This is a genomic window from Nonomuraea antimicrobica, from assembly GCF_039536965.1.
GTDB classification, from domain to species: domain Bacteria; phylum Actinomycetota; class Actinomycetes; order Streptosporangiales; family Streptosporangiaceae; genus Nonomuraea; species Nonomuraea antimicrobica.
On the sequence record NZ_BAAAZP010000145.1, the window covers coordinates 22,970 to 37,295 of the forward strand.

12 protein-coding genes are annotated in these 14,326 nt (G+C 66.5%); 6 read left to right on the forward strand and 6 right to left on the reverse strand.

Going from position 1 to position 14,326, the window contains the following annotated elements:
• Positions 1–31: 31 nt before the first annotated feature.
• On the reverse strand, positions 32–220 hold the full coding sequence (locus ABD844_RS35915; RefSeq protein ID WP_344888028.1) for an FxLD family lanthipeptide: 189 nt from the start codon (positions 218–220) through the stop codon (positions 32–34).
• Positions 221–405: 185 nt separating this feature from the next.
• Between ABD844_RS35915 and ABD844_RS35920 the strand changes: the two genes are divergently transcribed.
• Entirely contained in the window at positions 406–1,170 is a 765-nt protein-coding gene (locus tag ABD844_RS35920; RefSeq protein ID WP_344888031.1) for a GntR family transcriptional regulator, read from the forward strand.
• 212 nt (positions 1,171–1,382) lie between these two features.
• Here the strand turns inward: ABD844_RS35920 and ABD844_RS35925 are convergent, their stop codons facing one another.
• The 4 genes from ABD844_RS35925 to ABD844_RS35940 all read right to left on the reverse strand — a co-directional run bounded on the left by ABD844_RS35925 (position 1,383) and on the right by ABD844_RS35940 (position 4,070).
• Entirely contained in the window at positions 1,383–1,661 is a 279-nt protein-coding gene (locus tag ABD844_RS35925; RefSeq protein WP_344888034.1) for a hypothetical protein, read from the reverse strand.
• A 6-nt stretch (positions 1,662–1,667) separates the two neighbouring features.
• Positions 1,668–1,997, reverse strand: a complete 330-nt coding sequence (locus ABD844_RS35930) for a hypothetical protein (RefSeq protein WP_344888037.1) — start codon at positions 1,995–1,997, stop codon at positions 1,668–1,670.
• A gap of 199 nt (positions 1,998–2,196) precedes the next feature.
• Positions 2,197–3,105 carry a phosphotransferase family protein gene (locus ABD844_RS35935; RefSeq protein ID WP_344888040.1) on the reverse strand — a complete coding sequence of 303 codons (909 nt, stop codon included), beginning with the start codon at positions 3,103–3,105 and terminating at the stop codon, positions 2,197–2,199.
• 149 nt (positions 3,106–3,254) lie between these two features.
• Positions 3,255–4,070 carry an SAM-dependent methyltransferase gene (locus tag ABD844_RS35940; RefSeq protein ID WP_344888043.1) on the reverse strand — a complete coding sequence of 272 codons (816 nt, stop codon included), beginning with the start codon at positions 4,068–4,070 and terminating at the stop codon, positions 3,255–3,257.
• A gap of 253 nt (positions 4,071–4,323) precedes the next feature.
• On the opposite strand from ABD844_RS35940, the gene ABD844_RS35945 reads away from it, so the two are divergent.
• From ABD844_RS35945 to mobF, 3 genes are all read left to right on the forward strand, one after another.
• Positions 4,324–5,856 carry a tetratricopeptide repeat protein gene (locus ABD844_RS35945; RefSeq protein ID WP_344888046.1) on the forward strand — a complete coding sequence of 511 codons (1,533 nt, stop codon included), beginning with the start codon at positions 4,324–4,326 and terminating at the stop codon, positions 5,854–5,856.
• Positions 5,840–6,463 (forward strand): 2'-5' RNA ligase family protein, encoded by a 624-nt coding sequence (locus ABD844_RS35950; protein ID WP_344888168.1) that lies wholly within the window; start codon positions 5,840–5,842, stop codon positions 6,461–6,463. Before ABD844_RS35945 ends, ABD844_RS35950 begins: the two co-directional genes overlap by 17 nt.
• A 709-nt stretch (positions 6,464–7,172) precedes the next feature.
• Entirely contained in the window at positions 7,173–11,111 is a 3,939-nt protein-coding gene (gene mobF, locus ABD844_RS35955; protein WP_344888048.1) for a MobF family relaxase, read from the forward strand.
• A 359-nt stretch (positions 11,112–11,470) separates the two neighbouring features.
• Here the strand turns inward: mobF and ABD844_RS35960 are convergent, their stop codons facing one another.
• Positions 11,471–11,818: a GntR family transcriptional regulator gene (locus tag ABD844_RS35960; protein ID WP_344888051.1), complete on the reverse strand. Its 348-nt coding sequence runs from the start codon at positions 11,816–11,818 to the stop codon at positions 11,471–11,473.
• A gap of 689 nt (positions 11,819–12,507) precedes the next feature.
• On the opposite strand from ABD844_RS35960, the gene ABD844_RS35965 reads away from it, so the two are divergent.
• Positions 12,508–12,909, forward strand: a complete 402-nt coding sequence (locus ABD844_RS35965; protein ID WP_344888054.1) for a hypothetical protein — start codon at positions 12,508–12,510, stop codon at positions 12,907–12,909.
• Positions 12,910–13,196: 287 nt separating this feature from the next.
• Positions 13,197–14,309 (forward strand): helix-turn-helix domain-containing protein, encoded by a 1,113-nt coding sequence (locus ABD844_RS53390; RefSeq protein WP_425568715.1) that lies wholly within the window; start codon positions 13,197–13,199, stop codon positions 14,307–14,309.
• Positions 14,310–14,326 lie beyond the last annotated feature (17 nt).

A 14,326-nucleotide genomic window follows, 5' to 3' on the forward strand; every position in this document is an offset into this window, starting at 1 on the left:
GCTCTCCTCCGGCCCGCGGGTCAGGCTTTCTCTACGAGGTGGGGCAGGCGCTCGGGCACGAGGTTCCGCAGTTGTCGCCGGTGCTGCACAGCAACACCGTCTCGGCGGCCGGGGTGTTCTCGATGAAGGTGATGTCGAGGTCGAACGGGTCGAACGTTGCTTCCGTGCCGACCGTGGTGGCCTGCCCTGTGAGGGTCTGATGGATGGTTGGAATACTCATGTCCTCTGGTCCTTGTCGTGTGTTGGGGGTTCCTGACGTGGGGTTTCACATCGGCGGGCGTGGCCGTGCGAGCAACGGTTTGAGGGCGGAAGCGCCCACCGCAGAGCATGTACTACATACTGCATAGTCTTTGAGGCTTGAGGGGTCAACGAGTAAGTAGTACGTACTATCGGTAAGGTGAGAGCGTGACGAGCACGGCAAGCTACCGCCAGGTGGCCGACACCATCCGCCGATCCATCCACGACGGCATCTACCCGCGCGGCTCGCTGCTGCCCAACGAAGACACCCTGGCCGACGAACTCGGCGTCCACCGGGCCACGGTCAACAAGGCATTGAAGATCCTCAAGGCCGAGGGGCTCGTCTATGTGCACATGGGCGTCGGCACCTACGTCCACAAGCTGCCGCCCATCTTGCGCAACGCAGCCACACGGCACAGCCGCGCCCACCGAGAACGCGGCGGCGCCCGCGGTTCGCTCGCCAGCGAACTCGAACAGCTCGGCTACGCCCTGGACAACCAGACCACCATCGGCCCCGGCCGCCCGCCCGCCGAAGTCGCCGAGGTCCTGGGCGTCGACCCCGACAGCGACAGCGTCATCATCCGCGCCCGGCACATGTACGCCGAGGACGTGCCCATCCAGATCGTCACCACCTACCTCCCCCGTACGATCGCGGAAGGCACCCCGATGGCCGAGCGCGACCCGGGCGTGGGCGGGATCAGCAGCCGCCTGGCCGAACTCGGCCACGCCCAGGTCGACATCCAAGAAGACGTCGACGTCCGCCCGCCCACGAACGAAGAGGCACGCTTCCTGCGCATGACACCCGACCAGCGGGTTTACGAGATCTTCCACCTGGGACTGACCCGCGACGACCAGCCGGTGAAGGTCAACCTCTACGTCTTGCCAACCTTCCAATGGAAGCTGCGCTACCGGTACCGCGCCGACCCGGGCTGATCTGCTGGCGTGGCGAGCAGCGTCGAGGCAGTCGGCGGTGGCCACGCTGGCAGTGCAGGCGCTGACATCGCAGCGACCGGTCAGTCGTCGCGCGGCTCGGCGCGCGAGAGCGAACCCTCGAACAAGTCCTGGGCGGAGGGCCGCGTCGTCGGGCAGGTCAGGGCTCCACGGGTTGCCATGGACGAGGATGACGAGATCCATCCAGGCTCCTCTCACCTTGCACGCGTGCGGGGCCGGGCAATCAGGTAGCCGGCGCTGAAGGGGACAAAGATCGCCGCTTGGCGGTGCAGCGCGCCGTAGAACGAGAGGAAGTCCGGCTGCCGTACGACCTCGACGATCCCGGCATCCCTCATAGGCTGAGTGATCTCCACACGAAGCGTTGCCTGCCAGCACTCGCGACCCGATGGATCAGTGCCGCGCATGATCTCCCAGGCCGGGTTCAGCCTGCGGAGGGTGGAGAGCCGCAGGTGGGCGACAGTTGTCGGGTTCATTGGCGATCACCCCAGCCGGATATCCGGGGCAGTTGTGGACAACGGGAGCTTGGAACCGCTACCTGCGACAGTGGCGAGCCCCGCCGAGGACAGCGCAGGGAGGTCGGCTGCCTGCCAGTCGGGCGGTGCCACGCGGTTCATCTGCTGCCACAGCTCGTCGGGGGATGCCGCGTGCAAGAGGACGCCGTGATCGCTGTGGCCCGTGTAGATGGCGACCAGGCGCCGCCAGTAGAGCGAGTACATGACCACGAACCAGCCGCGGGCGCGGCGCTGAAGGTCGGCTGCGTGCCCGCGCGCTATCTCGTCAGCGGCGGCTTGGAGATCGCGCGTCAACATCGGTGTCTCCTGGACGAGTGAGAAGGTCGATGGCGCAGGCCGGAACGGCTGCGAAAGTTCCGGCCTGCGCCAAAGGTGCGGGGCGGCGGGGAAGACAACACCGGGCACACCCCGCACGAGGGCGCGGCACAACGCGGCTCCCGCGGGGGTGGGGCCGCGCCGATGCGGGTTGCCGCGCCGGTCGTGACCAGGCTCCGGGTCAGAGCCTGGTCAGCAGGTGGGCCAGCCAGGTACGGCCAGCGTGAGCGAGACGGGTCTGTTCGGGGCGACGGGCCTGGTGTCCGTGCTCGGCTTCGTACAGCCGGGCCAGCGTCCACAACGCGGTCAGCCCGGCCACCTGGACGGCCGGCAACTCGTTCCACCCGGGAACGCTCGCCAGCAGCGCTGCGGTGTGCTCGACGCTGTGCCCCGCCTCGACGAGATGAGGGGCGAGAAACGCCAGATCGGCCCCGGCGGCACCCTTGCACGCCTGCGACCAGTCCACCGCGTAGACCAGGCCCTCCTTGATGCGCAGATGCCGCGTGCCCAGGTTGCCGTGCAGCAGCGTGTCGCCGTGCAACGACTCCGGGTCGAAGTCCTGGAGCGCGGTCTCGAACAGGTCCCGCCCGCGAAGGAGGGTGGGCGTCTTGTTGAGCATGTGGCTAGCCATCGTCCACATGCTGACGATGAGATCGGCCAGCGGCCGGGCGCGCTCGTCCGGGCACGGGGTGAGCATCTTGCCCAGCCGCTGGACGGCGTCCAGGACGAGCGGCACGTCCATCGATTCCGGGTCGGGCGACAGGTACACGTGGTCGGCGTTGTCGTTGATGAGTTCGTAGGCCAGCAGCAGCCAGCCGTCCACCTCCGTGTTCCACAGCAGGCGCGGCGCCGGGGTGTCCAGGGGCAGGCTCAGGCTCGCCGACCGCTCCCGCCTGAAAAGCGGCAGGTCCGGACTGCTCAGCGCGGTGGCCCGCAGGAACACCTCCTGATACGCGCCGTGCACATGCAGAGCGAGGCCGGACCGACAGGTGCCGACCGGCTGGACCCGGTTGATCGGGCCGGTGTGCCCTTGCACGATGAGGTCACGCACAGAGCCGGGCAGCTCCTGCAACGCGGCGAAGTCGCTCACGGTGCCTCCAAGAGGTTTCGGGGAAGAAGGTGTTGGCTGTCTCGCACCCCGGGGAGAGGAACGGGGCTCGTCCCCGGGGCGCGAGACAAGATGTGGGACACGGCCCGCCGCCCAGGTTCTTGGACGGCGCCTGTCGTGCCGACGGGCGCTCACGGCTTCCGTCCCACAGCGCACAGGCAGAGCCGGTCGTCGGCACCCGCGTTGATCATGTCTTCGATCGGTCGCCACTGATCCAAAAACACCAGGCCAGGCTCGACCAACTCGAAACCGTCGAAGAACCGCTGGATCTGCTCCGTCGTCCGCGGCACGACAGGAGAACTGGCCTTCCGGCGCGCGTACGCGTCAGCCCCAGCCCGTCCGACACCGTCTGGGTCGTCCCACAGATGCGACAAGACCAGGTAGCTGCCCGGCGCCATCCGTTCACTGATGGTCTTCACCAACTGTTCCGGGCGGTCCTCGTCGGTCAGCAGGTGCAGCATGGCCACCAGGAAGATCGCCACCGGCTGGGCGAAGTCGATGTGAGCACGCAGCCGGGGGTGGTCAAGGACCTGCTCCGGAGCACGCACGTCACCCTCCATCGCGATTACACCTGGCCGGGTTCCGGCCAGCAGGGCGCGAGCGTGGCACAGCACGATCGGATCGTTATCGATATAGGCCACGTGCGCGCACGGCTTGATCTGCTGCGCCACCTCGTGCACGTTCGGCGACGTGGGGATACCGGTGCCCAGATCGACGAACTGCCGGATGCCCGCCATGGCGACGGCTTCCGTCGCGCGTACCAGGAAGTTGCGGTTCGCCCGTGCGGTGGCGCGAGCGTTCGGAGCCACCAGCAACACCTGCTCGGCCAACTCCCGATCGGCGGCGAAGTTGTCCTTGCCGCCCAAGTAGTAGTCGTACACGCGGGCGATGCTGGGTGTGTTCGGGTCCACCCCAGACGGAGGCGATGTGGTGGGGTCAGCAGTCATCAGCGTCCTCGGTTGGACTGAGAGCAGGCAGGAATACGAACGAGATCGATCGCCTCGTTCATGTGCGGAAAGAGCTAGCTAGAGCCAGTAAACGCTCAGATGCGGACTGTGGAGAGAGCCGAAAAAGTTAACGCAATGCATGGGGGCTGACCTGCACTGATGTCATCAGCGAAGCGCGAAAGTTACCTACTTGTGGGCCTGCTGGTGAGCGCTACCTTTAAGGTCAAGGCGTTCCATCAACAAAGGATGTGCCATGGCTACCACTCCCAAGCGGCAGCAGCGGACGCTCCGCTCGCATCAGCTACGGATACGCGGGCTGACATGGGAACACATCGCAGCCGTGTGGGAAACGGACCATCCAGAAATCACGCCCCGGCAGGCTTTCAGGTGGGCCCACGACCTCAGCCTCCAAGACGTGGCCGATCGATGGAACGAACTCGACGCCGGCGAAGCCACCATGGTCAAATCTCGGATCTATCAGTTCGAGAACTGGCCCGTCCGAGGACGCCGCCCAAGCGTGACCGCATTGCACGCCCTAGCCCGTATCTACCAGACGCACTCCCGGAGCCTGCTGACTAGCGCCGAGTATGCGCTCTACAGAGGCGACGAAAGAGAAGAAATCGACCGGATCGACTATCGATCACTGGACAACAATTACCCGAAATACCAGCCCATAGCTACAGCAAGAACTCCGTATCCAGGCACCCCCGAGGTATCTCGTCCATCGCTGACCGACCTGAGAGACCGTCGCGTCCTCGACCCCGCCCAGCAGTTGTCCCTCTACGCAAGAGAATCGTCGAAGATTTTGAACCAGGCCGAGCGGAGCAACGTCGGAGATGACACCATCGCCCGCCTGAACACCGAACTCCAGCAAACAGCGCACAACTACCTGAAGACGCCGATGGGACAGCTACTGGCGGACATGCGGCGCATCCGAGACGAGGCCCTCCTCCTTCTTGAGGGACACCAGCCATTGCGCTACCGAACAGAGCTGCACATGATCGCCGGTTGGGCCATGACCATGCTCGGCTGGGCGAGCACAGATCTGGGACGGGTTGATGCGACTGCGGCCCACACGCGAACCGCATGGTATTTCGCGCAAGAGGCCGGGAACGATGCCCTGCGCGCGTGGGTGTGTAAGACGCGGCAGGTAGCTGCCTACTGGGCTGACGATCTGGAAGCTGCAACCCACCACGCGGAGCGCGGCCTCTTCTTCGCTACCCGCGCCGGAGGGCAAACCGAGGTGATGCTCGCAAGCACCCTGGCGCTCGACTACGCGCGTGCAGGAAAGCTTCGCGAAGCGCGTGAAACGCTGGCCCGTGCACAAGACATCCCGGCCGGGCAAGAACTTCAGTGCCCGGGGGGAGTGCTGAGCTGCCCCCCAGAGAGAGCCCTGAGCTATTGGGCGGATGCCTATCTTGTCCTCGCCGATCCCACGATGGCGCTGAAGATGGCCGAACGCGCTGTGGAGATCTCAAAGTCGCGACCAGCGCCGGATCGCAACATCGGCACCGAGCGCATGACTCAACTGCACGTCGTCCGCGCCCACATCGACCTCAACCAACTCGACGCCGCAGGCGAGGAACTGTCACCGGTTCTGGAGACTCCCGACGACGCGAGACCGGCACCGCTTCTCCTGCAACTCGCCGAGATCACCACTCGGCTGCGTCCGGCCTTGCGTAGCAGTAGGGATGGCAGAAGGATCAGTGACGCGATCGGCGCCTTCCGGGCGGCGACCACCTCGCAAGTCGAAAGGCGAGCGCTTGGACATGGACGAGACACGTAACCACTGGTGGTGGCGGCCAGGTTGGCACACTGGCCGGTCCTTCTACACCTGGCACATCCTTGTGGAGGACCAACCAGCGATCCACGAGTTCGCCCAGCAGCTCCAACCCGAGTTGGAAGCCACAGGCGCGCTGGGCCCCATTCCGCTGGAATGGCTCCACATGACAATGCAAGGCATCGGCTTCACCAACGAAGTGAGCGATGACACGCTGAACGCGATCGCCGCCGCAGTAACCGAGCGCGTCGCATCCATAGGGCCGGTGACCGTCACGCTGGGGCCGCCGGTCGTGGATCCCGAAGGCGTCAACTTGCCCGTCCGGCCGACCGAAGTGGTGGACACGATACGGCGCGCCGTGCGCGCCGGCATCGCCGACATATGGGGAGCCGACCGCGTGCCAGAGTCCGAAGACGGGTTCGTCCCGCACGTGAGCCTCGCCTACTCCCACACCAGCGGCGCCTCCCTAACCCCTATCCGAGAGATCCTCGCCCGCCACGCAATCACCATTCCGGCCGTTCTAACCCGCGCGTCACTGATCGACATCAACCGCGACAACGGCATGTATCGGTGGACGCTCGTCCGGCGGGCATCCTTCGCCGCCACGACATAACCTGCGACAGGCGACCACCCAGCGCCCTAGATCCTCATGGCCCCGCACTGAAGCACGCATCCATCCGGCGGTCGCGCCCGAACTGCGACTCTGTCTCTCTTCCCGTGGCGACGCAACGCCTGCCTTAGCAGATGCAGTGAGTGCAGGTGGCCTTACCGCTGTTGGCGAGCGAGCCCACCGCCGCCCTTCAGGACAAGACGGCCGACGTCAGCCCACCGGATCGATTTCGTCTTCGCCGGCGCGGCCGCGGTGGGAGCGCTCGCGACCACGCTCGCGGCCGCGAGCGCCGCGAGCGCTGATCATGGCACCCACCATCGCCGACCGCTCTGATATCGGGGGCGTTGCGGTACTGACTGCGGCACCGCAGCAGACCTGAGGTGCCGCAGTCGCCTCACCCGGTACCCCAGCCAAGTCGGTGGTGCACAGATGGACGGCACCACCGAGATCAGAGCCCAAGGCGGAATCCGATAACTCCAGTTGAGCACCGTCAGCTTCAACTGCATCGACAAGCTACTTCAAATACTTCAAGTCTTCCATTAGCATCTAACAAAGTATATTTACCAGATTTTACAAGTCCAGTCGTAAAGGACGAAGGTATCGGCGATACATCGGGGCTCACCTGCCGTCACGCGCCCCCAGGCCGTTCACCGCTGCTGCCGTAGTCCGGAACGGGGTTCGCGTGGCGTGGGTCAACGTGTTAGGCCCCTGCATGGAGCAGGTGGAATACCGGTTGCAGGAGGGTGCCGGCTGTGGCGTGCCGCAGCTTGGCGAGCACGGTAGGGAAGGGCGGGAGGAGCCTGACGGGCAGGTGGGCTACCGGCTGGACGGCGGCTGCGCTCTGGTGTGGGTCGGTGAAGGGCTGCGTGAGGTCGGGATCGTGCCGGGTACCCGGTTGACGGCCGATCAGCACGGCAAGGCGCGGGCGTTGATGGACGGCCGGGATCCGAACACCGGCAAGGTGTTGATGGCGGCCAGGCACGTGGTGGACCCGCGCGGCAAGCTGCCCGGAGCGCCGTTCGTGGAGGCGCTGGAGGCGATCGCCACCGTGCGCGGCACTACTGTTGAGGATCTGCTGGCGGCCCGCCCGGCGATGGTCAAGCGCGCGGCTCAGATGACGCGCGGGGTCGTTCGGGAGGGTGAGGCGCATCTGGTGCGCATAGAGGATCTGGACCGGCTGGCCTTCGCTGTGGGGATCGATCTGGCCGAGGTGTATGAGCCGGAGGAGTTGGCGTACGCGCGTAAGTGGCGTGACGCACGGGTCCGGGTCGGCAATCGCGGTTATGACCTGACTCTGGACGTGACCAAGAGCGTGTCGGTGTTGCACGGGCTGGCCGACCCGCGTTTCGCGGCCGAATTGGAGGCCGTCTTCGGCAAGGCGGTGTTCGAGACCGCCGCCGCGGTGGAGCAGTGGGTCGCCTATGGGCAGCGGGGCCACCAGGGCGACGGCCGGTTGGCCGGTCAGATGGCGACGTCAGGGTTGCTGGGCTGGGTGATGCTGCACCGTACCGCGCGTCCAGTGGGGTCGGCGGCGCCGGATCCCCACCTGCATGCGCATTTCACTATCGCCAACATGGTGCGCGGGCTGGACGGGAAGTGGTCGGCGGTCGCGTCTGGGGGACGGGATCTGTACCGGCACGCGCATGCCGCCGACGCCTTCTTGAAGGCGCGGATACGCCGGGTGCTGATCGAGGAGCATGGGATCGCCTGGACGCGAGACCTGGAGACGGGCGCGTGGGAGATCGCGGCTGTCCCGGCCGAGGTGCGGATGTTGTTCTCCAAGCGCGACGGCCAGGTCAAGCAGGTGCTGGCTAAGCTCGGCATCTCCGTGGGTGAGGCCTCGCGCGAGACGCGCAAGGTGGCCTCGGCCCAGAGCCGCCAGCGCAAGCCCGACGCCGGCGAAGCCGACCTGCGCGCCGACTGGCACCGCCAGCTCGCGGCGGCCGGGCTGGACGGCTCCGCGCTGGTCGACGCCTGCCGCAGCGGCGCACGGCTGCCCCGGCGGCCTTCTCCATCGGAGATCGCGGCGTGGATCTGGCGGCCGGAAGGCGGACTGACCTCGCATCGTAAGGAGGTCACCCGGGCCGATGTGCTGGCCGCGGTTCTCGACGCTCTCCCCGATGGTGTGGCGGACCTGGCCGACGCGGAGACGCTCACTGATGAGGTGCTGGCGTTGAGTCCGGCGGTACGCCTGGGCGACGCCGGAGCCCGGCACATGTCCAACTCCGCCCGCTACACCAGCACCGACATCTTGGAGGCTGAACGGGCTCTGCTGGCCACGGTGCGCCGCCGCTACAAGGTCGGTGTGGCCGTGCTCGACGCCGACGCCGTCCGCCTGGCCCTGGACACCTTCCAAGTCAGCCACCACCTGACGTTCACCGGCGAGCAGAGAACGGTGCTGGAACGCATCCTGTGCGCGGGTCACGGGGTGGAGGCGGTCATCGGCGTCCCCGGCGCGGGCAAGACGACGTTGATGGCCGCCGCGCGCACCGCGTACGAGAGCCGCGGACTGGTGGTGCGGGGTGCGGCCACCGCGGCGGTGGCCGCCGCCACTCTGCGCGCCGAATCCGGCATCGGCTCTGACACCATCGCCACCTGGCTGCTGCGCATCCGCAACGGTCCCGGTTTGGCCGGAGTGGACGTACTGGTGGTCGACGAAGCGGCCATGGCCGATGACCGTCAGCTCGCCACGCTGCTGGACGACGCCGAACGGCACGGCACCAAGGTGGTGCTGCTGGGCGATCCCCGGCAACTGCGCGCGATCGGCGTGGGTGGCGGGTTCGCCGCCACCCACCGCCAGGTGGACGGGCTGGTACTGCGGCACAACCGCCGCCAGCACGACCCCCTCGAACGCCGTGCGCTGGAGCTGTTCCGGGCCGGTCAACGCCGTCAGGCGTTGCACACCTGGGCGGCGGGCGGCCGAGTCCGCGCCGAGGCTGGCGCGGACGACACGATGGCGCGGCTGATCGCCGACTGGGCGACCGCCCGGCAGCCCTACCTGACCGCCCGGGGACCGGTCGTGCATGACGAACTGGCCGATGTGCTGGTGCTGGCGGGAACCAACGAAGCCGCCGGTCGGCTCAACCTGGCCGCCCGAGCGATCCGCCGCGAGCTGGGCGAGCTGTCCGGCCCTGAGCGCGTCTACCGTCTGGCCGGTGGGGCCACTATCGCCCTGGCCGTCGGGGACCACGTGCGGGTGCGCAGGAACGACTACCGAGCCCGCCGCGGCGAAGGCCCTGTGGACGTGCTCAACGGCTACCGCGGCCAGATCACCGCGATCGACGCCCGGCGCGGCGTCCAGGTCGAATGGCGCCGGACCGGCCCGGACGGAGCCGCCCTGGCCCGCGAATGGGTTACCCCCTCCTACATCGCGGCCGGCGGCCTGTCCTACGGGACCGCGATGACCGTGGCCTCCGCCCAGGGCCTGACCAGCCAGTACAGCCTCATCTACGGCCTCGGCCTGGACCCGCACACCTTATACACGGCCATGAGCCGCGACCGGCACAACGCCCGCCTGTACCTCCCTCGCGAACTCCTGGAAAGCGAAGCCACCCAACTCCGCCACGGCCCCATCCGCAGCCCGGCCGACGAACTACAGCGCGCCCTGGCCGCCTACGCCACCACTCTCAACGGCGACCACGCCGACCGCCTCCTGACCCCTGAACCCGACCCCATCGCCCACCAACGACACCCCATCCCGCCCGCCCACGCGCCCCAGAGCCAAGATGCCGAGCTGGAGCGTGCTCGCGCCGAACTCCAGGCCGCCGAACGCGAGGCTCACCTCGCCGTACAGCGTGCCCGCATCCAACAGGCCAACGCGAAGCTGAACCAACGCATAAGCCAACTCGCCAACCGGATCACCACCGCAGCAGCCAACGCCGAGGCCGCCGAACAGAGCATGCACCGCCTGGCCACCGAGGGCGGCGGGCACCACGAACATCGCCTGCTGACCGAGCACGCCACCCTCCAGGAAGAGATACACCGGATCGAGACGGCCGAAGCCGCCGCCCACCACCTCCAGCAAGCCCGCCAGACCATCGCCGAGGGCCGCCAACGCCTGACCCAACTTCACCGACAACAACGCACCATCGAACGCGAACTGGGCAGCCTACGCCCCTGGCACCGTGCCCGCCGCCGAGACCTGACAGCCACCCTTACCGACCTCCACGAGCGTCAGAACCACCTCACCCAGCAACTAGCGCCGATCCAGGCCCAGGCACCGGCACTGGACGAGACCGCCCGCCAAACCGCCGCCCAGGCCCCACCCCCAGCAACCTGGCCACAGATCCGACGACGCCACACCGAACTGACCAGCACCTTTGACACCGCCCTCCGAGCAGCGCGAGAACGCGACGTCGGCCTCGCGCGGACGCGCGCTCATGAGCACCGCCGCGCCCAAGCCGCCGCCCAGCGCGAACTCACCGCCATCCAACGCGAAACCGTACGCCGCATGGACCTGCCCCCTGACCAGCGCAACCTCGAACAACCCATCCGGACCGAACAAGCCACCGCACCAAGCGCGAACACCAGCCAGAAGACGGGCCGACAAACCCCCGGAAGCGTCGAACGGCGCGGCCCGTCGCAGGAGTACCAGCCACCCCACCCTCGCTCCAGCAGCGAACCCCATCGCGGACAAGGTCTCAGCAGATAGGCACGAGAACGGGCAGACTCGGCCCAGCGAACCTCACCGGCATCTCACTCGCCGGCGAGTCAGAGAGTCAGGCGGTATCGCTTCGGACGACCAGCAATGAGCCTGAGTGGCCTGGCTAGAGAGGCGAGCATCGACGCTGCCCGACCTTCCTCGCAGGCCGATCATGGCCGTCGCTCGCCGCACCTCCAGGTAGACGGCCCTCGCTACGCTCGGTCCGCTCCACCTGGACCTGCGGCTTCCCAACGGCCGTTCGGCAACTGGCGAGGAAGGACCGCGGGACGAATACCGAGGAGGAGCGTGGTATCGACCATGCAAGTTTGACCCCAGAAGCGTGTTGATGCCGTAGCGAGCTTAAATGCTCAGCGGTCTTCGAGGTCTGTCACGCGGGCCTCCAGATTCTCCAGGCGCTCGGACAGTCGTCGCATCTCACTCATGATCTGGTGTAGCTCGGAGGGGAGATAGGGCTGGTCAGAGGTCTTGACCACGAATGTGCCGCGCGTCGATTGGGCGCTGATCAGCCCATCGCGTGCGAGTTCGTCCAAAGCGCGACGGATCGTCTCGACGGCCACACCGTAGCGCTGGGCCAACTGCCGTCGGGCCGGGAGCCGTTCGCCCACCTGGATGCGGCCTGCTGTCACCTCTTGTCGCAGATCGTCCGCAATCTGGAGGTAAGCAGGCCGAGGATTGCTGAAGTCAGGCACCGACACGATGTCCAGGCTAGGCCCTCGGCCTGAACTAGGAAAGAGATGTTGAGCTACATCTAGACTGAACTAGTACAATCATGCTTACCTAGTCTTCGATCGTGAGAGGAGGCGGCGGGCGTGACTCTTGCTGAGAGTCAAGAGTGGCCGTCTGGTCTGACGGCATGGGGTTCGGACGAAACGGGCGGTATGAATCTGGGATCAACCTGGTTGACGTGCTGAAAGGCTGGGTTGGGGCGAGTTCGCCGGAGGCTGGTGGACGGAACGTGAAACGTCAAAAACAGGGCCCGCTGTGATCTGACAAGCTATTTAACATTCCGTCAAGAGACTTTGTTTGCATATAGTTGGTGCACCTGTTATGGGCGTGACCGTAGTAGCGAGGGGGGTGAGACGTCAGGACCCACCAGTCGCCGGAACATGGACCGGCGCGATCTCGGACAGATCAACACTCGGGTCAAAGACCGTGATCTAGTCCGCTGACTGGGGAGAGCCCGACGCCGCAATGCTTGCCGGCGCTGGGCGCCGGGCCTCCCGCCATACCCGCTCCAGAGGAGCCGGTCGTGTTCAGCGTGCCTCCAACGCGAGCACGGACACCTCCACGGCGCCCTCTGTTGCTCGGATGTCGGCTGCTGACTCTGGTCACCACTTTGACGGCCAGAGCGCATATTGACAAGTTTTGGAGACTGGAGTCAAGGATGGTGACCGAGATTATTCGACTGTCGTCGGACGGCCCTCACGACGACGACTACACCAGCGAGGTGGCTACCGCTCTATCCGGGGCGGTTCGCGTCCTCAACCATGCGACGCGATCCCGCGTAGGCATCACTCATCCATCCACTGTCTATGAGGTGCTCGGCAGCGTCGGTCTCGCTGTTGAGGGGCTCGACCAACTGCTGAAGCAACTCGGTGAGGCACTGCGGCGCATGCAGGCATCAGGTCGGCTGGGTGACGACCTCGGCAACCCCGCCGAGCGTCTTGACAAGGCGTTGTCAGAACTGGGCGCAGCACGAGAGACGGCACGTGACCTCGCCGTCCAGATCAATCGTGTGTTCAATACCACCGCCACCCTGCATCTGTCAGATGGAGGTGAAGGCTGAGCACACTTTCACCGTTTCCGGATGCGGTCGGTATGGCGAGGCGAGCGCTCAAGCCCGTCCACGCCCCGGCATCGATCGCTGGCACGGACGCCTCACAACCGCGACAGCGGCCCGCTGCTCAATCTGGCATCGAACAGGCGCGTCGCTCTGGCGAGTCTCGCGACATCAGAGACATCCCCGTGAGCGTCCGCGTCTCGCTCGCCATCAGAACGTTGCCCGATAACCACGAGAGACGAGAGATGAGCTTCGAAGCACTCAACTGGGCGCAGAACCTCGCGCCCGTCCCGATGGACTCCAACGGTACGTCCAGCGCTTCATGCGCTGCGGTTCTGGTCGGACTGGCCACTCATGCCGGTCCGGACGGAACTGGAGCCTTTCCCAGCACCAGGACGCTGGTGCGCTACACCCGATTGGCGGAACGCACCGTTCGTACGGCGCTCGACCGTTTGCACGCCCACGACGTCATCCGCCCCGGCGACCCGGCAATCGTGGCCGCGCACATCAAGCGCGGCGACCGACGCCCACAGGTCTGGAATCTGGCGATGGAGCGTGTACGTACCGATCTGGAGCCCGGGGAACTCAAAGCCCTGGAGGTCATGTTCCCCGGTGTCACCGCTCGCGTGAACGCGGCGAAGGCCGCCGCCGGAGAAGCGCCTGTGGATAACTCCCGCGCACAGCCTGTGGATAACCGTGCAGGCGGGGTGCAGCATGCACACCTCGTTGTCCCTGCGGGGTGCAGTTGGGGTAGTGACGAGGTGCAAGCAGCACAGTCGCGGGGTGTAACGGTTGCACCCGAACCCTTCTCTGAACCGAACAATGAATCACCTCCGGCCTCCCATGCGAGCGTCGGCACCAGCACGCCTGTGGACAGTCGACGGCCGGCTGGCGGGGATCTCGAATGCCCTGAGCAAGTCCGCACCGCATCGATCCATCGGTTCGTAGCCAAGCTCGGTCCCGATTGGCCGTTGTCCCGCAGCCAGATTCGCCGCCTCAGCCCGGCTATCGTCGAGGCGCTCACCGCAGGGTGGGAGCCGGGGGTTCTCGCCGAGTACGTGGGAGCCAACACCACTGGAGTGCGCAACCCGTACGCCGTGCTGGTGTCCCGCCTGGCCGACCTTCCTGGTCCACCGCGTGAATCCCGGCAGGCCAACGTGCATCAGCGCACCGTGGTCGAGGCCACGACCGAGGAGTGCGTTCACGGCGACACCCGCCCCGGCGCGTGTGCCCTATGCCGCTGTGGCATGCCTGTGGTCGACGCCACTCACCGGCCTCCCGCTCGGCCGAGGCATCACCCGCCACCTGCGCATCTACGCCGAAGCACGAGTTCTAGCGACCCCGGCGCCCATACCGCCAAGCATGCCGCCGGGGCCGCACCCCTACCGCCAGCAAACGACGCATAGGAGCACCCTCATCATGA